Below are 24,246 nucleotides of genomic sequence, written 5' to 3' on the forward strand. Positions count from 1 at the left end.
AAGAGCGCTGTATCTGCTCGCCGGTCCTGATAGAATAGAGGCATGCCTCATGCCGATTTTGTCCATCTCCGTAATCACTCAGCTTACTCCCTGAGCCAGGGCGCCATTCGCATTCCAGATCTGGTTAGTCTGGCTGTGAAGAACGGTATGCCTGCCGTTGCATTGACGGACAGTGGCAACCTATTTGGTGCTCTGGAATTTTCTCTTTACTGCCGAAGCAGCGGTGTACAGCCAATTGTGGGCTGCCAGCTCTCACTTCCATCGCGCAGCACCAAGCCCGGAGCTCCTTCTGAGCCGCTGGTGGTGCTGGCCCGGAACGAGACGGGACTGGCCAATCTCCAGATCCTGTCCTCTGAGGGCTTTCTGAATGGCGATCCGGCTGATCCAACAATCGCTGTGGATGTGCTGTGTCAGCATGCCGACGGGTTGTTTCTTCTGACTGGCGGCAATCGTGGGCCGATCAATCGGTTGATTTATGACGAGCAGAAAGGTGAGGCAGAAGAACTGCTGCGTCGTCTGGCAGACGCTTTTCCAGGTAATATTGCGGTGGAACTCAATCGCTTCGGCGCGGCGGGTGAACGCGAAATCGAAAGCGTTCTGATCCCACTCGCGGACAAGCTTGATATTCCCCTTGTCGCTACCAATGAGTGCTTCTTCCCGACGCCGCAGATGCACGAAGCCCATGATGCGCTTATCTGTATTGCCCAGGGGCGGACGATGGCCGAAGCCGATCGTTGGCACGTTTCCCCGCAGGCCTGGTTCAAGACGCCGGCTGAGATGCGTGAGATCTTCAAGGATTTGCCGGAAGCTTGTGATAACACGCTGATCATTGCGCAGAAATGTGCCGTCGCTGCGTGTACGCGAAAGCCACTTCTTCCGATTTGCCCGAAGGTTCGTGAGGGTTCAACGGAAGAAGAAACGCTTCGTGCTATGGCATGGGAAGGGCTGGAAAAGCGCCTTGAAGCGATCAGTGCGGACGAAGACAAAAGAAAAATCTACTCAGATCGGCTGCAGACTGAACTCGACATCATCGCGAAGATGGGTTTCCCCGGTTACTTCCTGATCGTTGCCGACTTCATTCAGTGGGCAAAAGCGCATGATATTCCCGTAGGGCCTGGGCGTGGATCGGGTGCAGGCTCACTGGTGGCGTATGCACTGACCATCACTGATATTGATCCGCTACCCTTCGGCTTGCTGTTCGAGCGCTTCCTGAACCCGGAACGTGTCTCGATGCCTGACTTTGATATCGACTTCTGTCAGGACCGGCGAGACGAAGTTATCCGCTATGTTCGTGAGGAATACGGTGGAAGCCGTGTCGCTCAGATCATTACCTTCGGTAAGCTTCAGGCCAAAGCTGCCGTCCGGGACGTTGGTCGTGTACTTGGTTTGCCTTACGGCATGGTTAACCGGGTTGCGGAATTGATCCCAAATAACCCTGCCAAACCAGTGACACTGGCGCAGGCGATTGAGGGCGAACCGCGCCTGCAGGAGATGCGAGACAGCGATGAAGCTTTGAAGCGGCTTCTGGAAATTGCTCTTCAGCTTGAAGGTCTCTATCGGCACGCCTCAACACATGCCGCAGGCGTCGTGATTGGCGACCGAGAACTGGTCGAACTGGTGCCGCTTTATCGAGATCCGAAGAGCGACATGCTGGTCACCCAGTACAACATGAAGTTTGTTGAGCAGGCCGGACTGGTCAAGTTCGACTTCCTTGGTCTGACGACATTAACAATTCTGAAGCGTGGTCTGGATTTCCTTAAAGAACAAGGAATTATAGTCGATCTCTCACGTATCCCGTTAGACGATAAAAAGACTTTTGAAATGCTCGCGAAGGGAGACACGGCTGGTGTCTTCCAGTTTGAAGGCGCGGGCATGCGCGATATGCTCAAACAGATGGCCGCCAGCCGTCTGGAAGATCTGATTGCCGGTGTGTCGTTGTATCGACCGGGGCCGATGGCCAACATTCCGGACTATTGTCGGCGCAAACATGGCGAGGCATGGGAGCCGCCTCACGAAGAAATTCGGGATATTCTGGAAGAGACCTATGGGATCATGGTCTACCAGGAACAGGTCATGCAGATCGCTCAGAAAATGGCGGGATACAGCCTCGGTGGTGCTGACCTTCTGAGACGCGCCATGGGCAAGAAGATTGCGTCTGAAATGGAGAAGCAACGCGAGATCTTCACTGACGGCGCTACGGCCCGAGGAATTCCAAAAGATAAAGCCGTAGAAGTCTTTGATCTTATGGCTCGTTTTGCGGACTACGGCTTTAACAAGTCACATGCCGCTGCCTATGCTCTGGTTTCATATCAAACGGCCTGGATGAAGGCGAACCATCCAGTCGCATTCCTTGCTGGCTGTATGTCTCTGGCACGGGAAAAGACGGATAAACTCGCTGCGCTTTATCAGGAAGCAAAGCGTATGAACATCTCGGTGCTTCCCGTTGATATCAATCGCTCAATGGCGGATTTCTCCATTGAGACACTGGAGGACGGGCGTCAGGGCATTCGTTATGCGCTTTCAGCGATCAAGCGCGTCGGGACTGCCGCCATGGAGGCGGTGGTGGCAGTTCGCGGGGACCGTCCTTTCAAGGATCTGACAGATTTTGCAGAGCGATGTGACCCTAAAAGCATTAACAAAATCCAGATAGAAAATCTCGCAAAATCAGGAGCTTTTGATAGTCTTCTTAAAGACCGCCACACCGTATTCGCGAGTGCGGACATCCTCATCCGCCGGGCGCAGGCGAGAGCGCAGGAACAGCAGGTTGGTCAGACGGGTCTGTTTGGCGGGAGCGGACAGGAGCGGGAAATTCTCCGTCTGAATGAGGGGCGCCCTTGGCCGGATTTCGAACGTCTTTCGCTGGAAGCGTCTGCTATTGGCTTCCATATGAGCGCCCATCCTCTGGACGCATACCGTACGGTCCTTAGACGTCTGGGTGTCACACCATCCAACGCACTGGAAAATGCTGCAAAAACAGGAAGTACCCGCGTCAAGATCGCTGGATGTGTCGTGGATAAGAAAGAGCGTCCTACCCGGACTGGCAAGAAGATGGCGTGGGTCAATCTCTCGGATAGTGGCGGTGGCTGTGAAGTCACGCTCTTCGCTGAGACATTGATGTCCTGCCGAGATCTCTTGGTCGCAGGGCAAGCTATTCTTGTGCAGGCTGAACTCAAACTGGACGGGGACGCTCTGCGGATTACGGCACAGAGTGTCATGGATCTGGAGGTCGCGGCTGCTGCTGAGCGGTCTGAAATGCGGGTGTGGCTCTGCCAGTCCGCCGCTTTGCCCAGTCTTTCCGAAATGCTTGAAGAAATGCGTGGCGGACATGGTCGTGTCGTACTGCTTCCTTCTCTGGAAGAGACACAGGATGTGGAAATCCTTCTGCCCGGGACATATCGCGTGACGCCTCGGTTGGCTGAGCGGATGCGCACCATCCGTGGCGTAGAGAAGGCTGAACAACGATAAACCAGAGAAAATTCTTGCAATAAGGGCGCGTATCAGCCATATCGCGCTCGTCCGTTTTCTTCCCTTCAAGGAGGTTGACGGACAATCCGCACGCATGACCATGAGGTTTTCTGGTGTTCCGTAAGGGGCGTCGTCATGCGGAGGTCTAACCAGATGCTAGGAATTTGAATCATGGCAATGCCAGAATTCACCATGCGCCAGCTCCTTGAAGCCGGCGTTCACTTCGGTCACCACACCCGCCGTTGGAACCCTGCAATGGCGCCGTACCTGTTTGGTATTCGCAATCAGGTCCACATCATCGATCTGCAGCAGACCGTTCCCCTGCTGGACCGCGCCCTGAAGCTGGTCCGCGAGACGGTTGCAAACGGTGGTCGCGTTCTTTTCGTTGGAACGAAGCGCGCTGCTGCTGAGCATGTTGCTGAAGCTGCCCAGCGTTGCGGCCAGTACTATGTGAACCACCGCTGGCTCGGCGGCATGCTGACGAACTGGAAGACCATTACGGGTTCCATCAAGCGTCTGCGCCAGATCGACGACATGCTGTCCGGTGACACGGCTGGTCTGACAAAGAAGGAAGTTCTCGACATCACGCGTGACCGTGAGAAGCTCGAGCGCTCCCTCGGCGGTATCAAGGAAATGGGCGGCCTGCCTGACCTGATTTTCGTGATCGACACGAATAAGGAAAAGCTGGCTGTTGAAGAAGCCAACAAGCTCGGCATTCCGGTCATCGGCATTCTGGACAGCAACTCCAACCCGGCCGGTGTCACGTACCCGATCCCGGGCAACGACGACGCTATCCGTGCCATCACCCTGTACTGTGACCTGATTTCTGGCGCAGTTCTGGACGGCATTTCTGCTGAGCTGGCCGCTTCCGGCCACGATATCGGCGCTGAAGAAGAGCTTCCGGCTGAGACCGCAGTTCTTGAAGCTGCCGTCGCCGAAGGTGAGCAGGCTCCAGCCGCTAACTGAGACAGCGTGCCGTGTTCTCTCTGATGGCACGGCAACTGAAAAACATGCATGCGGTCGGGCGTTTACGCTCGGCCGCATGATCTTTTCGAGGGATAAGAGAACATGGCAGAGATCACCGCAGCCCTGGTTCGCGAGCTACGCGAAAGCACCGGCGCAGGCATGATGGATTGCAAGAAGGCTCTGACTGAAGCCTCTGGCGACATGGAAGCCGCCATCGACTGGCTGCGCACGAAGGGGCTGTCCCAGGCTGCCAAGAAGTCTGGCCGTACCACGGCAGAAGGTCTGGTTGGCGTTGTTTCCGGCCCGAACCGCGCCGCTATGGTCGAAGTCAATGCCGAGACGGACTTTGTTGGCCGTAACGAAGCATTCCAGGCTTTCGTTGAGCAGGTTGCGCAGGTTGCTCTGGAAGTTGGTGATGACCTGGAAACCATCAAGGCTTCCAAGGTTCCGTCTGGCCGTACGGTTGCAGACGAACTGACGCACCTGATCGCCACGATCGGTGAAAACATGTCCATTCGTCGCGCTAAGGTTCTGTCCGTAGAGACCGGCGTTGTCGCAAGCTATGTGCACAGTGCACTGCGTCCGGGCATTGGCAAGATCGGCGTTCTGGCTGCTCTTGAAGCACCGTCCGAGAGTGAAGCTATTCTGACGCTCGGCCGCCAGATTGGTATGCACGTTGCTGCAACCCGTCCGGCTGCTCTGGACGTTGCAAGCGTTGATCCGGAATCTCTGGAGCGTGAGCGCGCTGTTCTGATCGAGCAGGCTCGTGAGTCCGGCAAGCCTGAAGCCATCATCGAAAAGATGGTCGAAGGTCGTGTCCGCAAGTTCTACGAAGAAGTTGTGCTTCTGGAGCAGGTGTGGGTGCTGGACGGCGAAAGCCGCGTGTCCAAGGTCGTTGAGAAGGCTGGCGCGAAGCTGATTGGTTTCGAGCGCTTCCAGCTTGGCGAAGGCATCGAAAAAGAAGAAAACGACTTCGCTGCTGAAGTGGCTGCTGCTGCTGGCACGAAGTAAGATCTTTCTTTTTCCGGCTGATGGGCTTGCCTGTTCAGTGGGATACGAGAGACTGGAAACTCCCGCATGGTTATCGTGCGGGAGTTTTTCTGTTTTCAGGGGCTGTGGGGCTGCTTTGCAATGATGGAATGGGAAGCCGCTGCGCTTGTTCTCTCCGTTCGACCCTACGGTGAAGGCAGTGCACTTGTTCACTTATTGAGCGAAGAGCACGGTGTTTCGCATGGAATGGTCCGTGGGGGTGGTTCACGGAAACAGGCCCCGCTGTGGCAAACCGGTAATCTTGTTATGGCCAGATGGCGCGCCCGGTTGTCTGATCAGCTTGGAGGTGTGACTGCCGAGCCTGTGCAAAGTGTTGGAGCCAGATTGCTGGACTTGCCGTTGCAACTGGCAATGGTCAGCAGTGCGTGTGCCCTCGCTGACGGGGCGCTCCCACAGGGTGAGCCTCACCCTGAGCTTTTCATGCGCCTGATCCGCCTGCTGACATTGATTGCTGTTGCTCCGGAGCCGCCCCCCATGGCGGCCTATATTCGCTGGGAACGTGAACTGCTCGGTGGCCTTGGGTACGGTCTGGATCTTTCGACCTGTGCAGTTACGGAGACGACTGAAGATCTGGATTTTGTCTCTCCACGATCTGGCCGGGCTGTCAGCGTTGCGGGAGCAGGAGAATGGCGGGACCGTCTATTGCCGCTTCCGGCCTTCCTCCGACATGACGAAGAAGAAGGCCTGCCTGACGAATGGTTGCAGGGAATGACCCTGACAGGTCATTTCCTGGCACGCTGGGTCTTTGGCGTCCGGCATCAACCATTGCCTGCAGCCCGCGAAAGGCTTTTCGAACGTGTCCGTAGATTGACTGAGCCAAACGAACTGCAGAGTGATGCGGTCAGTATTGTACCTGCACCGGACCTGGGCGAAGGCCACTAACGACATCCGGGTCTGCGCGCCAGTTCCAGACTGACCAGTCCCATCCCGGATGCTGATTAATTTCTGCGGTCATACGTTGTTCTTCATTCGCAGAGACATGGTGGCCGGACTGGTAAGCGTGGTAAGCAGACATATTGCCCATATAGACGCACCCGCAGGCTGTTGGATCCGCATAGAGCAGGACCGGAATATTGCCTTGCATGCGGTACGTCATGGTGTTGGCAGGAAGCAGGTTCATCATTTGCCAGCGGGCTGTTGTATCGGCCGGATGGGCGACAAAGCCGCTGCGAGCCAGTGTATCTTCCGCATGGAGGATGGGCCGGTAAGGTGAACAGGCCGAAAGAAGAACGAGGGCGGCGCTGGACAGAAGCGGGCGCCAGTGTCTAATTCCTGCGGAGAAAAGGGGAAGTGCATGGGCGTTGATCTGGCGGGTCATATTGAGGATACCAAGCTCGCGGAGGCTTTGAGCGAGCGATATATTGCGTATGCGATGTCGACGATCATGTCGCGGTCCCTTCCGGATGTGCGTGATGGTCTCAAGCCGGTGCACCGGCGCCTCCTCTATGCGATGCAGCAGCTACGCCTTGATCCCACATCAGGGTTTAAAAAGTGTGCACGTGTCGTCGGTGACGTGATCGGTAAGTTTCATCCGCATGGTGATGCGTCCGTTTACGAAGCGCTGGTGCGTCTGGCGCAGGATTTTGCCGTCCGTTATCCGTTGGTGGAGGGGCAGGGTAACTTTGGTTCCATCGACGGTGATGGCGCGGCTGCCATGCGATATACGGAAAGCCGCCTGACAGAGATTGCCCAGACGCTGCTGGATGGCATCAACGATGATGCTGTCGATTTCCGGCCGACCTACGACAACGAAGATCACGAACCGATCGTGCTGCCTGGGACGTTCCCGAACCTCTTGGCCAATGGCTCCGCGGGTATTGCGGTGGGCATGGCGACAAGCATTCCGCCTCACAATGCTGGTGAAATCTGCCGAGCTGCAAAGCTGCTGATTGAGAAGCCTGAAGCAACGGTTGCGGAACTCGTCGATTACATTCCAGGCCCTGACTTCCCGACGGGCGGCATTCTGGTGGAAGATCGGGATTCGATTATCCGGTCTTACGAAACTGGGCGAGGCAGTTTCCGGACACGGGCGCGCTGGGAAGTTGAACAGGGACGTTTTGGTACGTGGTGCATTGTCGTCACTGAAATTCCCTATCAGGTGCAGAAATCCCGGCTGATCGAACAGATTGCCGAGTTGATGGAGCAGCGTAAGCTGCCCTTGCTCGGAGATGTCCGGGATGAAAGCACCATGGAAATTCGTCTGGTGCTGGAGCCCAAGACCAAGGGATGTGATCCTGAGGTCCTGATGGAGACGATGTTCCGCAACACGGCACTTGAAAGCCGGTTCAGTTTGAACATGAATGTTCTGGGCGGGGATCGTGTACCGGGTGTTCTGTCGATCAAGCAGGTCATTCAGGCTTGGCTCGCACATGTGCATGAAGTGCTGGTTCGACGTTCCAACCATCGTCTTGCGGCGGTCCTGCGCCGACTGGAAATTCTTGACGGCTTTCTCGCGGTCTATCTGAATCTTGATGAGGTCATCCGCATCATTAGAGAAGAAGATGAGCCCAAGGTCTGCCTTATGAAGACCTTTACTTTGACGGATATTCAGGCGGAAGCCGTGCTGAATATGCGCCTGCGTTCTTTGCGGCGCCTGGAAGAGATGGAAATCCGTAAAGAACGTGATGCACTGGCGGATGAGCGGAAATCTCTTGAAACCCTTCTGGGTTCTGAAAAGCGGCGCTGGACACGGATCGGCAAAGATCTGGACGCCACGATCAAGAAATTCGGCAGTGGCCCACTAGGTGATCGCCGGACAACAATTGCTGAACCGCCCAAAGCCATCGATATTTCAGCGGCTCTGGAGGTTGATCGTGAGCCTCTGACAATTCTGCTGTCCAGCGAAGGCTGGATACGGGCCATGAAAGGCCATGGATTGGACCCGGAAGGCCATCGCTTCAAGGAAGGTGATTCGCCGGGACTGATGGCGGAATGTCAGAGCACAGACCGGGTCTGCCTGATCGCCAGCGGAGGAAAGGCGTTCACACTCAAAGCTGCGGATCTGCCCCGTGGACGTGGTTTTGGTCAGCCGGTGCGGACGCTGATGGACATTGCGCAGGAAGAGCGCATCGTTGCCATGTTCCCTGTGACGGAGGATGGCAAGCGCCTGATCGCCTCCGAAACTGGGCGTGGCATGATTGTGTCTGAAGCTGGGATTGTTGCCGAGAAGCGGACCGGCAAGCAGGTTTTTAACGTCAAGGATGGGGAAAGCGTTTTTGCCTGTATTCCGGCAGTTGGAACGCATGTTCTGGCGGTCGGGCATAACAAGCGCGTTCTTATTTTCCCAATGGAACAGGTTCCTGAGATGACGCGTGGGTCAGGCGTGTCTCTTCAGAAGCTGGGCGAGAGCACATTGCGGGATCTCAGGGCCTTTACGCTTGAGGAAGGCCTTCTGTGGCAGCCCGGGCAGCGTGTACGACCTGCTGCTGATCTGGCCCCGCTTGAAGGACGGCGCGGTGCAGTTGGGCGTGCCGCTCCGCAATGGATCCTGCGCAAACCAAGCTGATGTCAGACCGGTGCGGCCAACGTTTCCCAGTGACCACCCTGGAAGATCTCAGCCGGACGGAAGGTGGCCTTGTAAGCCATTTTCCGGCTGCCGGGGACGTAATAGCCTAGATAGAGATGAAGGCTTCCGCGCCGCTTGGTCAGATTGATCAGCGTCAGGATTGAATAGGTTCCCCAGGAGGCCGTCGGGCTGGATGTATCGTAGAACGTATAAACTGCGGACAGGCCGTCAGACATAATATCCACGAGGCTGACGCAGACGAGTTGGCCTTCAGGGGTTCGAAATTCCACGACAACCGTTTCCACCGGGGTGTTGGAAATCAGTTCGACGTAATCCTGCCAGGACATGTGGGCCATGTCGCCGTCCGTGTGCCGACTTTCCTGGTAGGCATGGAACAGGGCAAACTGCTCCTGCGTTGGCACCGGCGGTATGATGACAGCATTGGTATTTTCGTGATGCTTCCAGACGCGCTTCTGGGCACGCGAAGGCGTGAAGAGTCCTACAGGAAGGCGCAGGGGCTTGCAGGCCCGGCAGTCGATGCAGACAGGTGCGTAGGCGATTGTATGGCTGCGCCGGAAGCCAGCCTGGGACAGACGGTCATGCAATGCCGAAGCATTCGGGCCGGAAAGATCAGTCAGAACCTTGCGCTCCATGCGATCGGGCAGGTACGGGCATGGTGCTGGCTCGGTTGTATAGAAGAGCTGTGGGCGGTGTTGCACAGGGCCGCTCCTCCAATGGAAAACCAGATGCGTTCTTCAGCCTAACCCAGACAGGACGCTGGCGCATCCATCATCTTTGCGGGAAGAGTATAGCCTCGGCCTGATTGGGAGTTTTATGAGGCACTGGACCATTCTGGATTGTGTTCTGACGTTTTTTCGCTGGGCGCTTCCCATCTGCGTGACGCTCCATGCGCTGCGGCATAAACGGAATACGTCTGCCTGTGCCGGGTGGATTGGCGTGTGCTGGGTCGGACCGTTTGTCGGGACAGCGCTTTATCTGATGTTCGGCATCAACCGGGTGCATCGCCGGGCCCGGAAGATGATCGATCATCATTCCTGGGAAGGACGGGAGCTGCTCGCCAAATACCGGCAGGTGATGGACGGACATCTGGCGCCATTGGCGAAGATGCTCGGGCGACTGACAGAGCGGCCGCTGATGGGGGGGAACTCTGTCAAAGTGTTGCATGATGGGGATAACGCCTATCCCGTCATGATCGAAGCCATCAATCAGGCGCAGACGTCGATCGTGCTGTGCTCTTACATCTTCCGGGCCGACAGGATCGGAGAAATGTTCGCGGAAGCTCTGGTCGAAGCACACAGACGGGGCGTCGAAGTTCGTGTTTTGGTCGATGGAATCGGGAGTGGGTATTTCAGGTGTGCGATTGAACGCCGCCTGCGACGGGATGGCGTGAAGTGTTCGCGGTTCATGCATTCTGTGTGGCCATGGCGCATGCCGTTCATCAACCTCCGCAATCACCGTAAAATTCTGGTGGTGGATGGTCGTCTTGGTTTCATGGGTGGCCTGAATATTGGTGAGGAGAACATGCTTCGTCTCCGCACCAAACTGCCGGTTGCGGACACGCATTTCCAGTTGCGCGGGCCGATTGTGCATCAGCTTTCCGTAGCATTCGCCTGGGATTGGTCTTTTACAACCGGGGAAGAGCTTCGTGGGGAGCCGTATCTGCCTGAGCCGGTTCCGGTTGGTGATGTACCCATGCGGATTGTTACGTCTGGGCCAGATGCAGATCTGGAGAAGATTGAGTACGGAATGCTTCAGGCTATCACGTTGGCAAAGACGCATGTTCGCCTCATGACGCCATACTTTCTGCCAGACGATCGATTTTCAGCCGCATTGAATCTGGCCGCTCTGCGGGGCGTAGTGATTGACGTCGTGGTGCCCAAAAGCAGCAATCATGCCATTATTGATTATGCACGCGACGCCAATCTGAGGCCGTTTCTGGATGCCGGGTGCCGCATATGGATGGCCGATCCGCCCTTCAACCATTCCAAGCTCATGGTTGTGGACGATGAATGGAGCTTTGTTGGAAGCACTAATCTGGACGTACGTTCTCTGCGGTTGAATTTCGAAATCAATCTGGAGATTTACGACACGGGCGTTGCGCGCGACCTGTCTGCGTTCATGGATAGTCACCGGAAAAACCGCCTGACCCACCACGATATTGATCGGACGCCTTATCTGATCCAGGTCCGCAACTCAGCGCTCAGACTTTTTCTTCCTTACCTGTAACCGTCAGGGATTGAGGCGCAGCGTCACCGAGATGGGTCGGTGATCAGAGCCAAAGCGTGGCAGGGCCTTCGCCTCAAGGCGGTTCACCCCACGTACGAGGCATCGGTCCAGTCGCAAAGGAAGGCGATCCAGCATGCGGTGTGTTTTTTCACGAGGGCCAACATCGTGAAAGCCGGGCAGGAGCACGGGGCCAACAAGATTGAAGTCCCCCATGATGACGGCACGCCGGTGCATGTTGGCTGTCAGACTGCGTAATTGCCTGCGGTTCAGGATCTGACCGTGCGACAGATGGACGTTGGCGAGAGAGAAATTTCCAAAGTCGAGGATCTGCGCCGTACGCTTGACCACCAGGCCACGCGGTAGATGGCAGAAGGACGGAGGCTGCGTGAAAGGCAGACGGCTCCAGCACGCTGTGCCGTGTGGGCGTCCGGGAAGAGGGATACGATCATAATAGCCTCCCAGGATTTCTGGCAGGACATCGACGGGCTCCTGAGCTTCCTGCATCAGGACGACGTCTGGATTTTCCGCACGAATGACTGTCAGGATGTCTTCGAGCGATGCGCCATCCCAGCGCAGAAGGTTCCAGCTCAGAACGCGAAACGGTGAGCCAGACGTAAGGGATGCCGTCACTTGGGAGACTCCGAAATATAGAGAGGGCCTGATTGGGGCATGTGTGGGCCAGCAGCGAACTCACTTGTCAGGGTGTAGCCGATGGCCAGAAGAACAGGTCCTAGAAAAATTCCCAGTCCGCCGAAGGCTACGACGCCACCTAGAACTCCCAGAACGGTCAGGAGATAGGGTAGTTGTGCACCTCGTGAAATGAAAATCGGACGGATCAGATGGTCGGCGCCTGAAATGACGATAACGCCATAAGCCGCCAGAAAGAGACCGTGTCCGACGTGATGGGTCATGGCCAGCCAGATGGCCGCTGGAATCCAGATCAACGGGGCGCCAATGGGAAAGACAGCCACGAAAGCTGCGATACCTGCCAAGAGAACGGGCGATGGGACACCTGCGATCATAAGGCCAATCCCGGTCAGGACGCCTTGAATGATGGCCGTGCCGAGCACGCCATACACAGTACCACGAATGGTCCGACCAATGACATTGATGAGCCGTGGTGTAGCGCGTGGGCCAGCAATGCGAGCGATGAGGGCCGTAATGGTCATGCCAAGGGCGTCGCCGTTCAACCAGAGGAAGAATGCGACGAACAGCGCCATGACCAGCTCAACGAGACCGCTGGCTAGCTTTACAAGAACGGCAAGCGTGAAATGAGCGATCTGCCCGAAGTAAGGACGCAACATCTCCGTGGCGGCACCGACGTCATGCGTCAGATGATACCAACCTTCGACCAGGTGTGGGCCAGCCATAGGGATGCGCCCCATCCATGCTGGGGGTGGGCCAGCTGAGGCGGCTTTGAGAAGCAGCGTGTCCAGGCTGGCGATGGTTGCTGGAATATCGCTGATTCCGGCAGATGTCAGAACGGACAAAGGCACGATAATGGTCACGGCGCTGAGCATCATCATAGTGAGTGCAGCGAGAGCCGGACGAATATGGCGTCGCAGCCACCGATAGATGGGCCAACTCGCAAAAGTCAGGATTGCCGCCCAGAGGATAGCCGAAAGGAATGGCCAGAGGATGATTCCACATCCATAGGCAATTCCGACAAGGACGAAGCCAAGAATGATCCGTTCGGTCTTCATGCAATGGTTTTCCGGACGGTCAGGGGCTTCAAGGCTGGGACCTGCATGTTCATGACTGGACACTGTGCCACGCTCTGGCGTTCTGCGCATCCCTCGACCTATGGTGGATCCATGACGAACTCCCCCCTTATCACCGCAAAAGACCTCCTTTCTGTTGGGACGGCATATGTTCCGCTCGACGCCAGTGTTCTTCTGCCCGGTCAGAAGGGCGATCTGGACGCAGCTTTTCGTGAACGACGCCTGCCAAATGCGCGCCGATTCGACATTGATGTTTTTGCCGATCCAGACAGTCCGCTCCCACATACGGTGCCGGGTGCAGCCCGGTTCTCCCGTCTCATGGGTGAACTGGGGCTGAGTGAAGAGACACCTCTTGTCTTCTATGACGGCAAAGGAAGCGTTGGAGCCTGCCGGGGGTGGTGGTTGGCCCGTCTTTTCGGGCATCAAAATGTGAAGGTTCTGGATGGCGGACTGGCAGCGTGGGAAATCGCGGGCGGCGAACTGGAATACGGTGACCCTGCGCCAATACAGCCGGCGTCCTACAGGACGCGTCCACAATACCGGTTACTCGCAGGAAGCGCCGACATTCTAAACGCTGACTCGCACACTGTCGTGCTGGATGCGCGAAGCCATGCCCGTTTCACGGCGTCCGTGCCAGAACCTCGCCCTAGTGTCCGAGGGGGACATATGCCGGGAGCTCTCAGCCTCGACTGGACGCAGCTTGTGGATGAGGCCGGTCATTTTCTGCCCGTTGAGTCTCTGCAAGATCTGTTTGCTCCAGTCGCTGGGCGGCGGGTGATTACCAGTTGCGGGTCGGGTTTGACGGCGGCAACGCTCCTGGCTGGTCTGGCAATCGCTGGGCTGCCAGATGGCGCGTTATATGATGGGTCATGGGCTGAATGGGGCAGCGATCCACAGGCACCAATCGTGACGGGAGAAGAATAAAACATGAGCGACCTTGAAATGAAGGTGAGTGCTGGCTGGAACCGTCTGGCGTCAACGCTGGTGCAGGGTGGCCGGGCTGACGTCAGGGAGAGCGGCACGCTTGTGAACCTTCCTGTCACACGGGGCTCGACAGTTCTTTTCCCAAGTCTTGAAGCCATGAACCGGATGGACGGTCGAAGCCATTCGCATAAGGCTGTGTATGGTGCCATGGGGACGCCCGTTCAGCATGAGCTGGAAAAGCTCCTGTCGCTCATTGAGGGGGGAACGCATACGCAGGTCGTCAACTCTGGCCTGAGTGCCTGCACGACGCCGCTTCTGGCGTTTCTGGGGCAGGGCGATCATCTTCTGCTTCCCGATTCGGTTTATGGTCCGACGCGTCGTTTCGCAGATACGATGCTCAAGCGGATGGGCATCAGCACAACCTATTATGCTCCCATGGCGACACGCGCAGAGATTGAGGCGCTGATCCGAGCCGAGACCCGGGTTATTCTGGCGGAGAGTCCGGGAAGCCATACATTCGAGGTGCAGGATGTGCCGATGCTGGCAGATGTCGCTCATCAGGCGGAAGCACTGCTGTTTTTAGATAATACCTGGGGCATTGGCGTGTTTCAGCCGTTTGAGCATGGCGTGGACGTGTCCATTCAGGCTCTGACGAAATATCCCGGCGGCCATTCGGACGTCATTATCGGGGCCATTACGGTTAATGATGAAACACACTGGAAAACCCTACGGGATGCGTCCATCCAGTTAGGTCAGTGCGCAAGCCCGGATGACTGCTGGCTCACCTTGCGTGGCCTGCGAACCATGGGAGTGCGCCTCACGCATCAGTCGCGTTCGGCTCTCGAGATTGCACAGTGGCTAAAGACGCGCCCCGAAGTTGCCCGGGTTCTGCACCCCGCTCTGCAAGACTGCCCCGGGCATGAATTCTGGAAGCGCGATTTTACGGGGGCTTGCGGTCTGTTCGGTGTTGAACTGCAACCAGATATCAGTGTCGAAGCTGCGGAACGCATGATTGATGGTCTGAGCATGTTTGGGATCGGCGCCTCATGGGGCGGTTACGAGAGCCTTGTTTTGCCGACCACAGGCCATATTCGGCGTGTGACCGAAGCTGGGGCTCCAAAGGCCGCGACGTTCCGTCTGCATATCGGTCTTGAGAGTGTAGATGATCTCAAGGCGGATCTGGCACGGGGCTTGGACGGTTTGCGGCAGGTCGATCAGTAATGCCACGCAAGGAATGGGTGATCTGGTGGGTCATGGTCTGCGGGTATGTTTTGATGACTGCGACCCTGCTTTATGGCGTCTGGCTATTTGGAACGGCGTTTTTCCTGAGGATTAATTTCTGGATCACGCTGTTTATCATGGCCGCAATGATCCCATCTTTTCTGGATCTGAAGCGTCGCAAGAACGGATCAACGTCGCCGAAACCCTAGCGCTTCTGCCACATGGTGGCGCTGGATCTGCTGCGTTCCTTCCAGATCAGCAATTGTTCGGGAGACGCGCATCAGGCGTGTCAGGCCGCGATTTGAAAGGCGCAGTTTTTCGGCAGCCTGTTCAGCCAGGGACCTCGCATCATCGTCCATGACAAACAGGTCTGGCGAGGCCTGAGCATTGCGCACGTTCTGACGGGTAATCTGTCGATCGCGTGCTTTTTCAACACGGGCACGGACGGTTGCACTGTCTTCACCCCGAGGCGAACGACTGATCTCGATGGGCGAGAGAGGGTCAATCTGCACGCAGAGATCCATGCGATCCATCATCGGACCTGAGATCTTTGCGCTGTAATCTTCTCCGCATCGAGGGGCCTTGCGACAACTCCGGTCAGGGTCTCCCAGATATCCGCAGCGGCAGGGATTCATGGCCGCGATGAACTGAAAACGGGCCGGGTAGGTTGTGTGCTGGGCAGCGCGGGCGATCGAAATTGATCCCGTCTCGATAGGTTGTCGAAGTGACTCCAGACATGACCGCGAGAATTCGGGCAATTCATCCAAGAAAAGCACACCATTATGGGCAAGGCTGACTTCGCCGGGCCGTGCTTTGGCCCCGCCCCCGACCATCGCAGGCAAACTGGCACTGTGATGAGGCGCACGATACGGCGGCCGGATTGTCAGGCGACCATCTTTCAAGAGCCCTGACACACTGTGGATCCGGCTTGTTTCCAGCATTTCCTCAGCCGTGAGGTCCGGTAAAATACCGGGTAGTCTGCAGGCCAGCATGGATTTCCCTGCACCCGGTGGTCCGCTCATGAGAACGGAATGTCCGCCAGCGGCAGCAATTTCCAGTGCTCGACGCCCAAGAGCCATGCCCTTTACGTCAGCGAGGTCAGGGCCATAATCCGGGGTGTATCCTTCTGCCGCGGGAACAGGCGTTAAAACCTGTTCGCCACGGACATGAGACACAACGCCGAGCAGGGTGTCTGGCGCCAGAATGTCTTGGTCTGGATTGCCCCAGCGAGCCTCTCTTCCCTGCAGCGCCGGGCAGATCAGCCCTAGAGACTGAGCCCCTGCACCGAGTGCCGCGGACAAAACGCCATTGACCGGGTTGATCCGTCCATCCAGCGAAAGCTCCCCAACGGCCGCATAGGCAGAGACAGCCTCGAACGGTAGAATGCCCATGGCGACCAAAAGTCCAAGCGCGATGGGAAGGTCAAAATGTGCACCTTCCTTGGCGAGGTCTGCGGGGACGAGATTGACCAGAATACGTTTGGGAGGAAGGGCCAGGCCCATGGCTGTCAGGGCAGCACGGACACGCTCGCGTGCTTCGCCGACTGATTTGTCCGCCATGCCGACCAGCAGAAACGCTGGAAGCCCTGTTGAAACCTGAACTTCAACCGTAACCGGAACAGCTTCGATGCCAGCAAAGGCAAAGCTTTGGATACGGGCAAGGGTAGGAGTGTTCTGGCCAGATGTCGTCATGGAACGAGATCTTAGCCAGAACATGTTACTGGATGGTTAACGCTGGTAAATCAGGCGCGCACGAAGCGTTCCATCAAGGGCGCGCAGGCCATCCAGAAGGTGCTGGTCCATGTCCGGTCCAGCAGATTCGGCTTCCACAACGACGTAACCAACTTCACCGTCCGTCTGAAGATACTGCGCTGTCACGTTGCAGTTCTCGGCCGCGAACAGCTCGTTGATCTGGCGCATGATGCCGGGACGGTTGGCATGAACGTGCATGAAGCGCGTGCCACGTGGCCGCTCCGGAAGCTGTACGCTTGGAAAATTCACGGCACCGATGGTGGAGCCCACGTCAGAGTAGTCCACAAGCTTGCGGGCGACTTCAACGCCAATCCGCTCCTGTGCTTCCATGGTGGAGCCGCCGATATGCGGGGTGAGAATAACGTTCTCCAGGCCCTGAAGCGGTGAAACGAAGCGCTCTCCTGCAACTTTGGGCTCCACTGGGAACACGTCCACGCCAGCACCCATGAGATGGCCGTCCTTGAGGGCTGCGGCCAGAGCTTCAAGGTCAACGACACTGCCGCGGGCGTTGTTGAGAAGAATCGAGTTGGGCTTCATGGCCCGGATCTCGGCTTCTCCGATCAGGAGGTCTGTATCCGGTGTCTGGGGAACGTGCAGCGTGACGATATCGGACTTGGCAAGAAGGTCCTTGAGCGTCGCGACTGCAACGGCGTTGCCGTGCGGGAGGCGGGGCATGATGTCATAATACAGGACGCGCATGCCAAAGGCTTCGGCCAGAACGGAAAGCTGTGAACCGATGGAACCGTAACCGACGATACCGAGCGTCTTACCACGGACTTCCCACGCATTAATGGCGGATTTGTCCCAGCCACCTTGGTGGCACTGTTCAGAACGGGACGGAATGCGGCGCATCAGCATGACCACTTCACCCATCACCAGTTCGGCGACGGAGCGCGTGTTGCTGTAAGGCGCGTTGAAGACCGGAATACCGGCCATGCGGGCGGCGGTCAGATCGACCTGATTTGTCCCGATGCAGAAGCAGCCGATGGCCATCAGGCGATCAGCGGATTCAATGACTTCGCGCGTCAACTGCGTCCGGCTGCGAATACCCACCATATGCACGCCTTGCAGTGCTTCCTTGAGGGCATCGCCTTCAAGAGCGCCTTTCAGACGCGTAACCTCTGCATAACCCTGCACATTAAAATGCTCGACAGCACTCTCATGGATGCCTTCAAGCAGGAGGATGCGGATCTTATTCTTGGGGAGAGAGAAGTGCGTTTCCATATTTCCATCCCGGTCCTGAACCGGAAGGCTCCGGCTCTCATTCCAACCTGTCCCGGCCCATGATCACCGGGGCGTCATGCCTAGCCCATCGTTCCCGGATGGGAAAGGTGGTTCACGATGTCTGTGAGCAGGGCAGGGTTGCCGCACGCCAGAACGGTTCCATCACTTTCGAGCGTAAGAGGCTTGCCCTGCCAGTCCGTAATGCTGCCACCTGCACCTTCAATGACCGGAACAAGTGCACCCCAGTCCCATGGGTTCATGGTGCATTCGGCGATCACATCGATCTGCCCAAGCGCCAGTAGTCCGTACGCGTAACAGTCTCCGCCCCATGATGTCCGCCGGACCTGCTTCTGGAGGTTGGCAAAGCGTGGTGCGTGATCGGGCGTCATGATTTCCGGGGATGTGCAGGACAGTTCCGCCTGCCCAAGAACCGGGCATACGCGTGTGCCAATCTGACCGGGCAGTCGGGCGGACACAAAGCGTGTCCGCTGCCCGGCAAGGCCTATCCACCGCTCGCCCGTCAGAGGTTGGTCAATCAACCCAAGAACAGGGCGACCCTTATGAAAAAGCGAAATAAGGGTTCCGAAGGTTGGGCGGCCGGTCAGGAACGCGCGTGTTCCATCAATCGGGTCCAGCACCCAGAGCCAGTCTCCTTCGTGACCGCTCATTCCGCTTTCTTCGCCCAGGATAGCGTGTTCTGGCAGAGCGTCTTCCAGAATGGACCGCATAACTTTTTCAGCAGCACGATCTGCAACAGTGACCGGGCTGTCATCAGACTTGGCATCAGCCTGTAGCGACGTGCGGAAATGGGGGATGACTGTCTCGCGGGCAGCGTCTGCACAGGCTTCGGCGACTAAAAGCGCCTTTTCCAGAACTGTTTCGCTCATATTTTCTTTCAATTCCTGCCAGAAAGCCGTGTGTGAGATTGACGCCCGATCAGGCGGGCGGCATCAGAAGGGCCATGCGTCCGATCATCGTCATTCCCTCCAGACTTGCCTCGACCCGCCTCCCACGCAAGCCCCTTGCAGACATTGGCGGTCTTCCCATGATTGTCCGCGTTGCGAAACGGGCTCTGGAAGCAAAGATCGGACCAGTGGTTGTTGCTGCGGGCGATCAGGACATTCTCGATGCCATTAGTGGACTGGAAGGCGTTCAGGGTGTCCTGACCGACTCGTCATTGGCGAGCGGTTCGGATCGTGTGCATGCAGCCATTCAAAAACTCGACCCGACAGGAACTTATGACGTCGTGATCAATCTGCAGGGAGACCTGCCTTTGATTGATCCGGACAGTCTGACCGCTGTGCTCGAGCCACTGGAAAATCCATCCTGTGATATCGGCACACTGGCCGCTCCCGTTCAGTCAGACTGGGAACGAGACGCCGAGCAGGTGGTCAAGATTGCCTGCGACTTTGGCGAGGCCACGGTGACACGGGCTCTCTATTTTTCGCGTATGCCCATTCCATGGGGCGCGGGGCAGCATTGGCATCATGTTGGCGTGTATGCTTGGCGTCGAAATGCGTTGGAGCGCTTTGTCAGTCTGCCACCGTCGGCTCTGGAGCGGCGTGAAAGTTTGGAGCAGCTGCGCGCGCTGGAAGCAGGAATGAGCATCGGGTGTGCCCGGATAGAACATGCTCCTCAAGGTGTGGATACAACAGAAGATCTGGAACGAGTGAGAGGATTGGTCTGATGCCGGTAATTGCTTTTCAGGGGCGGCCTGGCGCCTATTCAGACCTTGCATGCCGAGAGGCTCGACCAGGTTGGACAACGCTTCCCTGCGCAAGTTTTGCAGCTGCGATTGAGGCCGTGCATGTCGGTCGGGCAGATGAAGCGCTTCTGGCCTGTGAAAATTCGCTCGCCGGGCGTGTGCCTGACATTCATTCTCTGCTGCCGGATGCTGGACTGCATATCGTTGGTGAGCATTTTCAGCGTGTCGAGCACTGTCTGCTGGCAGTGCCGGGTGCTGAAATTTCTGACATCCGACGCCTTCACACGCATCCGGTTGCACTAGGGCAGGTCCGCAAACTCATTCACGAGCTGGATCTCGAAGCCGTGCCGGAATTCGATACGGCCGGTGCTGCCGAAATGGTCGCGAAATGGGGACGGAAGGAGGATGCTGCAATTGCTTCTTCGCTCGCCGGAGAGCTCAATGGGCTCGTTATTTTAAGACGTAACGTTGAAGACGCAGCTCATAACACGACGCGCTTCTATCGCGTCGCGCCAGTCCCGAGTTTCCCGGACCCCGCTCGAGGCGACACATTAACGACTCTTCTGATGAGAGTCGGCAACAAACCTGGTGCGCTTTACGCGGCATTGGGTGGATTCTCGCGGCATGGTATTAATATGACGCGAATTGAAAGTTACATGCTGAACGGCTCGTTCGCGGCGACGCAGTTTCTGATGGATGTTGAAGGACATCCAGAGCAGCCCGCATTGGCTGCCGCGTTGAAAGAGCTGGAGCATGTCAGCGATAATTTGAAGATTCTGGGTGCATACCCACGCAGTCTTGCTCGTTCCAGCGCATGACGCTGGCGGATCGGAAGAGCAGGATGGAACGCATGATGAGCAGAGGCGAGACAATGGTGGAGACGGGCATGTATCAGGGGTCGCTGACGGCTCTGATCACTCCGATGGATACGGATGGCCGTATTGATTTCGAGGTGGCGACAAAGCTTATTGAGCGCCAGATTGAAGCTGGCACCAGTGGCCTTGTGCCCGCAGGAACCACAGGTGAGAGCCCCACGCTGTCGCACGAGGAACATGGCCGCATCATTGCGCACTGCGTTGAGACATCGAACGGTCGCGTTCCTGTCATGGCCGGGGCTGGCTCAAACAGTACATCTGAAGCTGTGCAGATGGCACGCCATGCTCACTCTGTGGGCGCGAGCAGTCTGTTGGTTGTAGTTCCGTATTATAACAAGCCCACCCAGGAAGGCCTGTATCGCCATTTCATGACGATCGCCGACGCGACGCCACTTCCGATTCACGTATACTGCATTCCGGGTCGGTCTGTAGTGGATCTCACGCCGGAGACATTGGGACGCCTCGCTCAGCATCCCAATATTGCTGGGGTGAAAGACGCCACAGCCAATCTGGCGCGCCCCATTGCTGTGCGGCGGAATGTGAAGAAGCCGTTCAACCAGCTTTCCGGCGACGACAACACCGTCGTGTCGTTTCTTGCGACAGGTGGCGATGGCTGCATTGGTGTAACGTCAAATGTTGTCCCTGTGTTGTGCGCAGAAATGCATAGTGCCTGGCAGGAAGGGCGAATCGAAGATGCGATCGAAATTCAGGATCGTCTCTCTCCACTGCATGATGCCATGTTCATGGAGAGCAACCCTGGGCCGGTGAAATACGCTATGTCTCGGCTGGGTCTATGCAATGCAACGCTGCGCCTTCCGCTCGTGGAGCCTCAGGAGGCAACGCGCAAGGCTATCGATGCAGCTTTACGATCTCTCGATCTATTGGACTGAAATTTTTAATGGCCGGAAAAAAAGAGAAGAGCGGGATGATCTCTCACGGGATCGTCGCTCAGAACCGTAAAGGCCGGTTCGATTATACGATTCTGGAAACCGTAGAGGCAGGAATCGTTCTAAAAGGACCGGAGGTCAAAAGCCTCCGCTTAGGACGTTCGACCATTACCGAGGCTTATGCCGCCGAACGTGATGGAGAAATCTGGCTCTTCAATTCCTACATTCCGGAATATCAAGGGGGTGTCCTTTCCCGCTTTGAGCCCAGAGCACCTCGCAAATTGCTGCTGCACCGCAAACAGGTGGCGCACTATCTGTCCGCTGTGACGCGTGCGGGCGCATCACTTGTGCCACTGGATATTCACTTCAATGCTCGCGGAGTCGCAAAAGTGACGATTGGCTTGGGGCAGGGGCGGAAGAAAGAAGACAAGCGACACGCAATCGCTGAGCGAGACTGGCAACGTGACAAGGCTCGTCTGATCCGAAACAAGGGTAAGGACTACTAATTTCCGGTGGGTCGAAACCGCTTGGAAACGAACACTCTTAAAAACAGCCATTAAAAAAGCCGCTGTGGAAAAATCCACAGCGGCTTTTCTTAAAGCTCAGCGAGATGCCGAAGCAACCGAATCAATCGATGTTGATTGCAGCAGCTTCCGGACCCTTCTGACCCTGAACAACCTTGACGTTAATCGCCTGGCCTTCGTCGAGAGTCGGGAGCTGTGAACGCTCGAGAGCGGAAGCGTGGACGAAGATGTCCTTGCCGCCGGAGTCAGGCGTGATGAAGCCGAAGCCCTTGGTGGCATTGTACCACTTCACGGTGCCGCGGATGTCCTGTGCGTCGGACAGGTCAGGAGCCGGACGGCCCGGACGTGCTGACGGGCCACCGAAGCGTGGCTGCGGAGCTGCACCGAACTGGGCGCGCGGGCGAGGAGCTTCAGCTGTGCTTTCGTCAACGGAAATGACTTCAGCAACCTGGCGACCCTTCGGACCCTGGCCAATGCGAACAACCACGGTTGCACCCGGGTTGACACTGCTTACGCCAGCGTTGCCAAGAGCGTTGGCGTGCAGGAAGACATCGCCCGAGCCGTCAGCCAGTTCAACGAAACCGAAACCCTTTTCGGTGTTGAACCACTTAACGCGGGAGCTGATTTCTGGGCCGGAAGCGGTAACGAAGCTGCTGCCTGCGCCGCGACGAGGTGCGCCGAAGCCACCACCACCGCCGCCACCGAAGCCGCCGCGATCGCCGCCGCCGAAGCCGCCACGATCGCCGCCGCCGAAGCCGCCACGGTCACCATAGGATGGCTGGGACGAATAGTCCCCGTCAAACCCGCCGCGGCGAGGTGAGTTAAAGCTGCGGTCGGTTCTGTTGTTTCTCAACGGTCTAATCCCGAGACTGGGGTGCCACGGAGGGCTTCTATCCCCTGCCATGACGTATTTCAAAAAGGTGAGAAAAGCCTCAGGCCTTCCTCTGAGGGAATCACTAGCATGGTTTTTTCCCGCACTGCCACAACGAAAGTGCGAGAAGTGCCCAACTCGCGCGGATTTTAAGATTGTCTCAGTCCACCAAGGGGCTCCGAAGGCTTTGCTTTGATGCCCAGTAATGACATAAAGACACAAATTAATAGCGTCATTACCCTGATCGTACGCGAGATGCAGAGGTGCCCATGCAGACCCGACTGACTCTTTCCTTCGGGGCCTGTGCCCTACTCGCACTGGCATCTTCGACTGCCATGGCAACGCCTTTGCAGGATCCTTACGGCACCTGGACGATTCAGGGCGAGAATGATGCCGTCTCTACTCTAAAAGGGACGTCAGATCAGTATTATACATCTGGCCTGCGCATTAACTGGACGTCAGGAACCGACAATCTTCCTGAGCCGATTGCGAATCTGAATCATTTCCTGATGGGAAATGGGATGCAGCGCATCAGCATCGGTTTGCAGCAGTTGATTTTTACGCCGCGGGAAACGCAGATGGCGCAGCCGCCGCAGGGTGATCGCCCTTACACAGGCCTGATGCTCGGAACGGTCAATCTTATTAACGATACGGATCTGTCCCGTACGGTTATGGGAATCCAGTTCGGTGTCATGGGCCCCGCAGGCCTGGGACGTCAGGTGCAGAACGGGTTCCATAACCTGATCAGCGATACACCGAACAAAGGCTGGAAGCATCAGCTTGCGAATCAGCCGGTCATGCAGATTCAGGCTGGTCGAATCTGGCGTCTGCCAGTTGCCAAGGTTTATGGCATCGGAATGGATGTCCTGCCTGCGGTTTCCGGAGCGGCAGGTGACTATCGGACATATGCAGACGCTGCTGCAACCTTCCGCATCGGTCAGGGGCTGGATAGTGACTTTGGCAACTCCACGATCGGGCCGGGGCTGGATGGTACGGATGCTTTCCGTGGAACGCGCCCTGTTGCCTGGTATTTTTATGGCGGCGTAGAGGGTCAGGCTGTCGGGTATGATGCGTCGTTGCAGGGCAACACAGTGCGCCCCAACTCGCCGCATGTTGAGAAAGTCTGGGATGTTGGCGAAATTCACGCCGGCGTTGCCGTCATGTGGCACGGCATGCGTCTCTCCTATAGCCAGAACTGGCAGACGGCTCAGTTCAAGTCTCAGAAAGCTGGCCTGTTCAACTACGGGTCGCTCAAGCTCTCCGTCAAATTCTAAGACCAGACTCTAGGGTAACGCCCACACTAAAAAGCC

General features: G+C 57.0%; 22 protein-coding genes. 14 read left to right on the forward strand and 8 right to left on the reverse strand.

The genetic code is table 11. The features are described from left to right. Positions 1-42 precede the first annotated feature (42 nt). From dnaE to recO, 4 genes are all read left to right on the forward strand, one after another. Positions 43-3,465, forward strand: a complete 3,423-nt coding sequence (gene dnaE, locus KP702_RS07520; protein WP_215768731.1) for a DNA polymerase III subunit alpha — start codon at positions 43-45, stop codon at positions 3,463-3,465. Positions 3,466-3,636: 171 nt separating this feature from the next. Continuing rightward, complete coding sequence (rpsB, locus tag KP702_RS07525; protein WP_046901435.1) at positions 3,637-4,431, forward strand: 30S ribosomal protein S2; 795 nt, start codon at positions 3,637-3,639, stop codon at positions 4,429-4,431. Positions 4,432-4,533: 102 nt separating this feature from the next. Beyond that, positions 4,534-5,442, forward strand: coding sequence for a translation elongation factor Ts (tsf, locus tag KP702_RS07530; protein WP_046901436.1), 909 nt, complete (start codon positions 4,534-4,536; stop codon positions 5,440-5,442). Between the two features lie 123 nt (positions 5,443-5,565). Next, on the forward strand, positions 5,566-6,363 hold the full coding sequence (gene recO, locus KP702_RS07535; protein WP_215768774.1) for a DNA repair protein RecO: 798 nt from the start codon (positions 5,566-5,568) through the stop codon (positions 6,361-6,363). On the opposite strand, the gene KP702_RS07540 is transcribed toward recO, so the two are convergent. After that, a complete protein-coding gene (locus KP702_RS07540; protein ID WP_215768732.1) occupies positions 6,323-6,799 on the reverse strand; it encodes a hypothetical protein in 477 nt (158 codons plus the stop codon). The two genes, recO and KP702_RS07540, sit on opposite strands and share 41 nt — an antisense overlap. Between KP702_RS07540 and parC the strand changes: the two genes are divergently transcribed. After that, positions 6,776-8,986, forward strand: coding sequence for a DNA topoisomerase IV subunit A (parC, locus tag KP702_RS07545; protein WP_202207347.1), 2,211 nt, complete (start codon positions 6,776-6,778; stop codon positions 8,984-8,986). The two genes, KP702_RS07540 and parC, sit on opposite strands and share 24 nt — an antisense overlap. 2 nt (positions 8,987-8,988) lie before the next feature. Here the strand turns inward: parC and KP702_RS07550 are convergent, their stop codons facing one another. Continuing rightward, positions 8,989-9,705 (reverse strand): arginyltransferase, encoded by a 717-nt coding sequence (locus KP702_RS07550; RefSeq protein WP_099212259.1) that lies wholly within the window; start codon positions 9,703-9,705, stop codon positions 8,989-8,991. 115 nt (positions 9,706-9,820) lie between these two features. On the opposite strand from KP702_RS07550, the gene cls reads away from it, so the two are divergent. After that, complete coding sequence (gene cls, locus KP702_RS07555) at positions 9,821-11,233, forward strand: cardiolipin synthase (protein ID WP_202207348.1); 1,413 nt, start codon at positions 9,821-9,823, stop codon at positions 11,231-11,233. 3 nt (positions 11,234-11,236) lie between these two features. Here the strand turns inward: cls and KP702_RS07560 are convergent, their stop codons facing one another. Together KP702_RS07560 and KP702_RS07565 are read right to left on the reverse strand one after the other, a co-directional pair. Continuing rightward, the gene (locus KP702_RS07560; protein ID WP_202207349.1) at positions 11,237-11,863 is read right to left on the reverse strand and encodes an endonuclease/exonuclease/phosphatase family protein; all 627 of its coding nucleotides are present in this window, start codon (positions 11,861-11,863) and stop codon (positions 11,237-11,239) included. After that, positions 11,860-12,936 carry an AI-2E family transporter gene (locus KP702_RS07565; protein WP_202207350.1) on the reverse strand — a complete coding sequence of 359 codons (1,077 nt, stop codon included), beginning with the start codon at positions 12,934-12,936 and terminating at the stop codon, positions 11,860-11,862. Before KP702_RS07565 ends, KP702_RS07560 begins: the two co-directional genes overlap by 4 nt. A gap of 51 nt (positions 12,937-12,987) precedes the next feature. Between KP702_RS07565 and KP702_RS07570 the strand changes: the two genes are divergently transcribed. Genes KP702_RS07570 through KP702_RS07580 form a run of 3 tightly spaced genes read left to right on the forward strand, consistent with a single transcriptional unit; the run spans position 12,988 to position 15,308 of the window. Further along, positions 12,988-13,878 carry a sulfurtransferase gene (locus KP702_RS07570; protein ID WP_252348600.1) on the forward strand — a complete coding sequence of 297 codons (891 nt, stop codon included), beginning with the start codon at positions 12,988-12,990 and terminating at the stop codon, positions 13,876-13,878. Positions 13,879-13,881: 3 nt separating this feature from the next. Further along, positions 13,882-15,099, forward strand: coding sequence for a cystathionine beta-lyase (gene metC, locus KP702_RS07575; protein ID WP_215768734.1), 1,218 nt, complete (start codon positions 13,882-13,884; stop codon positions 15,097-15,099). Then, positions 15,099-15,308: a hypothetical protein gene (locus KP702_RS07580; RefSeq protein WP_202207352.1), complete on the forward strand. Its 210-nt coding sequence runs from the start codon at positions 15,099-15,101 to the stop codon at positions 15,306-15,308. Before metC ends, KP702_RS07580 begins: the two co-directional genes overlap by 1 nt. Here KP702_RS07580 and KP702_RS07585 read toward each other — a convergent pair. The 3 genes from KP702_RS07585 to KP702_RS07595 all read right to left on the reverse strand — a co-directional run bounded on the left by KP702_RS07585 (position 15,288) and on the right by KP702_RS07595 (position 18,961). Further along, positions 15,288-16,790 carry a YifB family Mg chelatase-like AAA ATPase gene (locus KP702_RS07585; RefSeq protein WP_202207353.1) on the reverse strand — a complete coding sequence of 501 codons (1,503 nt, stop codon included), beginning with the start codon at positions 16,788-16,790 and terminating at the stop codon, positions 15,288-15,290. The two genes, KP702_RS07580 and KP702_RS07585, sit on opposite strands and share 21 nt — an antisense overlap. 36 nt (positions 16,791-16,826) lie before the next feature. Beyond that, complete coding sequence (serA, locus tag KP702_RS07590) at positions 16,827-18,074, reverse strand: phosphoglycerate dehydrogenase (RefSeq protein ID WP_202207354.1); 1,248 nt, start codon at positions 18,072-18,074, stop codon at positions 16,827-16,829. Positions 18,075-18,154: 80 nt separating this feature from the next. After that, entirely contained in the window at positions 18,155-18,961 is an 807-nt protein-coding gene (locus KP702_RS07595; protein WP_202207355.1) for an inositol monophosphatase family protein, read from the reverse strand. A gap of 74 nt (positions 18,962-19,035) precedes the next feature. Here KP702_RS07595 and KP702_RS07600 point away from each other — a divergent pair, with 74 nt between their 5' ends. Genes KP702_RS07600 through smpB form a run of 4 tightly spaced genes read left to right on the forward strand, consistent with a single transcriptional unit; the run spans position 19,036 to position 22,047 of the window. Further along, on the forward strand, positions 19,036-19,761 hold the full coding sequence (locus tag KP702_RS07600; RefSeq protein ID WP_202207356.1) for a 3-deoxy-manno-octulosonate cytidylyltransferase: 726 nt from the start codon (positions 19,036-19,038) through the stop codon (positions 19,759-19,761). Continuing rightward, positions 19,761-20,597 (forward strand): prephenate dehydratase, encoded by an 837-nt coding sequence (locus KP702_RS07605; protein ID WP_202207357.1) that lies wholly within the window; start codon positions 19,761-19,763, stop codon positions 20,595-20,597. Before KP702_RS07600 ends, KP702_RS07605 begins: the two co-directional genes overlap by 1 nt. Continuing rightward, positions 20,594-21,544 carry a 4-hydroxy-tetrahydrodipicolinate synthase gene (gene dapA, locus KP702_RS07610; RefSeq protein ID WP_202207358.1) on the forward strand — a complete coding sequence of 317 codons (951 nt, stop codon included), beginning with the start codon at positions 20,594-20,596 and terminating at the stop codon, positions 21,542-21,544. Before KP702_RS07605 ends, dapA begins: the two co-directional genes overlap by 4 nt. An 8-nt stretch (positions 21,545-21,552) precedes the next feature. Beyond that, entirely contained in the window at positions 21,553-22,047 is a 495-nt protein-coding gene (gene smpB / locus KP702_RS07615) for an SsrA-binding protein SmpB (RefSeq protein ID WP_202207359.1), read from the forward strand. 121 nt (positions 22,048-22,168) lie between these two features. Here smpB and KP702_RS16455 read toward each other — a convergent pair whose 3' ends face one another. Continuing rightward, positions 22,169-22,918 (reverse strand): cold-shock protein, encoded by a 750-nt coding sequence (locus KP702_RS16455; protein WP_202207360.1) that lies wholly within the window; start codon positions 22,916-22,918, stop codon positions 22,169-22,171. A gap of 287 nt (positions 22,919-23,205) precedes the next feature. Between KP702_RS16455 and KP702_RS07625 the strand changes: the two genes are divergently transcribed. Beyond that, positions 23,206-24,210 carry a lipid A deacylase LpxR family protein gene (locus KP702_RS07625; RefSeq protein ID WP_202207361.1) on the forward strand — a complete coding sequence of 335 codons (1,005 nt, stop codon included), beginning with the start codon at positions 23,206-23,208 and terminating at the stop codon, positions 24,208-24,210. The last annotated feature ends 36 nt before the right edge of the window (positions 24,211-24,246 follow it).

Source organism: Gluconobacter sp. P5B12 (assembly GCF_018812035.1).
Taxonomy (GTDB): Bacteria; Pseudomonadota; Alphaproteobacteria; order Acetobacterales; family Acetobacteraceae; genus Gluconobacter.

Coding starts and splice junctions, on each gene's coding strand:
- rpsB (WP_046901435.1), top strand. CDS start 3,637: ATGGCAATGCCAGAATTCACCATGCGCCAGCTCCTTGAAGCCGGCGTT.
- KP702_RS07605 (WP_202207357.1), top strand. CDS start 19,761: ATGCCGGTAATTGCTTTTCAGGGGCGGCCTGGCGCCTATTCAGACCTT.
- KP702_RS07600 (WP_202207356.1), top strand. CDS start 19,036: ATGCGTCCGATCATCGTCATTCCCTCCAGACTTGCCTCGACCCGCCTC.
- KP702_RS07595 (WP_202207355.1), bottom strand. CDS start 18,961: ATGAGCGAAACAGTTCTGGAAAAGGCGCTTTTAGTCGCCGAAGCCTGT.
- KP702_RS07570 (WP_252348600.1), top strand. CDS start 12,988: ATGACTGGACACTGTGCCACGCTCTGGCGTTCTGCGCATCCCTCGACC.
- metC (WP_215768734.1), top strand. CDS start 13,882: ATGAGCGACCTTGAAATGAAGGTGAGTGCTGGCTGGAACCGTCTGGCG.
- KP702_RS07565 (WP_202207350.1), bottom strand. CDS start 12,936: ATGAAGACCGAACGGATCATTCTTGGCTTCGTCCTTGTCGGAATTGCC.
- dapA (WP_202207358.1), top strand. CDS start 20,594: ATGACGCTGGCGGATCGGAAGAGCAGGATGGAACGCATGATGAGCAGA.
- recO (WP_215768774.1), top strand. CDS start 5,566: ATGGAATGGGAAGCCGCTGCGCTTGTTCTCTCCGTTCGACCCTACGGT.
- KP702_RS07625 (WP_202207361.1), top strand. CDS start 23,206: ATGCAGACCCGACTGACTCTTTCCTTCGGGGCCTGTGCCCTACTCGCA.
- KP702_RS07580 (WP_202207352.1), top strand. CDS start 15,099: ATGCCACGCAAGGAATGGGTGATCTGGTGGGTCATGGTCTGCGGGTAT.
- parC (WP_202207347.1), top strand. CDS start 6,776: ATGGGCGTTGATCTGGCGGGTCATATTGAGGATACCAAGCTCGCGGAG.
- KP702_RS07540 (WP_215768732.1), bottom strand. CDS start 6,799: ATGACCCGCCAGATCAACGCCCATGCACTTCCCCTTTTCTCCGCAGGA.
- cls (WP_202207348.1), top strand. CDS start 9,821: ATGAGGCACTGGACCATTCTGGATTGTGTTCTGACGTTTTTTCGCTGG.
- serA (WP_202207354.1), bottom strand. CDS start 18,074: ATGGAAACGCACTTCTCTCTCCCCAAGAATAAGATCCGCATCCTCCTG.
- KP702_RS07585 (WP_202207353.1), bottom strand. CDS start 16,790: ATGACGACATCTGGCCAGAACACTCCTACCCTTGCCCGTATCCAAAGC.
- dnaE (WP_215768731.1), top strand. CDS start 43: ATGCCTCATGCCGATTTTGTCCATCTCCGTAATCACTCAGCTTACTCC.
- tsf (WP_046901436.1), top strand. CDS start 4,534: ATGGCAGAGATCACCGCAGCCCTGGTTCGCGAGCTACGCGAAAGCACC.
- smpB (WP_202207359.1), top strand. CDS start 21,553: ATGGCCGGAAAAAAAGAGAAGAGCGGGATGATCTCTCACGGGATCGTC.